The following is a 1,071-nucleotide window of genomic DNA, read 5'->3' as shown; positions in this document are numbered from 1 at the left end:
ACCCAAGTTGCTAGTTATGCTTTAGAGGGTTCGCAGGCATAACATTAAAGCAATAAAATCCCCTCCAGAGTCAAAATCGGAGGGGTTTATGTTAAATGAAACTATTGCTATCTATGCTATCATCGACGACCTGCTCAAGGCGATCGCTCACAAAGAAGACTGTCGGAGAGAAATGAGCGATGCGGAAATTATTACAACGGCAATAATTGCGGCAATGTTTTTTGATGGCAATCATAGTAAGGCTTGCAGCTATATGAAAGACCATAAATTCATCCCACATATGTTAGAAAAATCACGATTTAATCGGCGATTACATAGAATCTCGATGCTAATTAACGATTTGTTTCATCAAATAGGAATGATACTAAAAGAGATTAGTGATTGTACTGAATATCTTTTAGACTCGTTTCCAGTAGCAATATGTGATAATATTCGCATCTTTAACGTGAAGTTAATCAAGTCAGAAGAGTATAGGGGTTACATTGCGTCCAAAAAAAGGTACTTCTATGGGGTGAGAGTTCAGTTATTAACGACCAAAAGCGGTATACCTGTTGAATTTGTGCTTATGCCCGGTAGTGCGAGTGATGTGCGTGCGTTGAATGCTTTAGCGTTAAATTTGCCACCAGGTAGCGAAGTTTATAGCGACTCTGCGTACACAGATTACACTGCGGAAGACAACCTGTTAGAGACTAGTCAAATTGCATTAAAAGTGATGCGGAAAAAGAACTCCAAGCGTCAAGATGAACCTTGGAATCAGTACATTAAACAATCTACTAGGCATTATATTGAAACTGTGTTTAGCGCTATTACTTGCACTTTCCCCAAATCGATTCATGCAGTCACTTATCAAGGGTTTTTACTGAAGCTTGAAGCATTTATTTTGGCTTTTACTCTGAAAAAAGCATTTCTGTAATAATTAATTATTAATACCTTAATTTAATTCAGTAGAATTCGCGCTCATTTGAGTTGAAGTTGCGGTTGCACTACTCGCAACCGCCAATTTGTGATTGGCGATCGCATGAATCAGCAGGTGCATAGCACTTGGATTCCCATAACCCGCAACTTGGGTTA

At 38.8% G+C, this 1,071-nt stretch carries 1 protein-coding gene; it reads left to right on the top strand.

Features of this window, described 5'->3' with window-relative positions; translation table 11 throughout:
- Nucleotides 1–88: 88 nt before the first annotated feature.
- On the top strand, nt 89–913 hold the full coding sequence (locus AABK37_RS41485; RefSeq protein WP_432557196.1) for an IS982 family transposase: 825 nt from the start codon (nt 89–91) through the stop codon (nt 911–913).
- Nucleotides 914–1,071: the final 158 nt, after the last annotated feature.

The sequence above is a fragment of the Tolypothrix sp. VBCCA 56010 genome (genome assembly GCF_050875635.1).
GTDB lineage: Bacteria > Cyanobacteriota > Cyanobacteriia > Cyanobacteriales > Nostocaceae > Hassallia.
The sequence above is the reverse complement of the archived record's forward strand: the minus strand, read 5'-3'. Positions and strand labels throughout refer to the sequence as shown.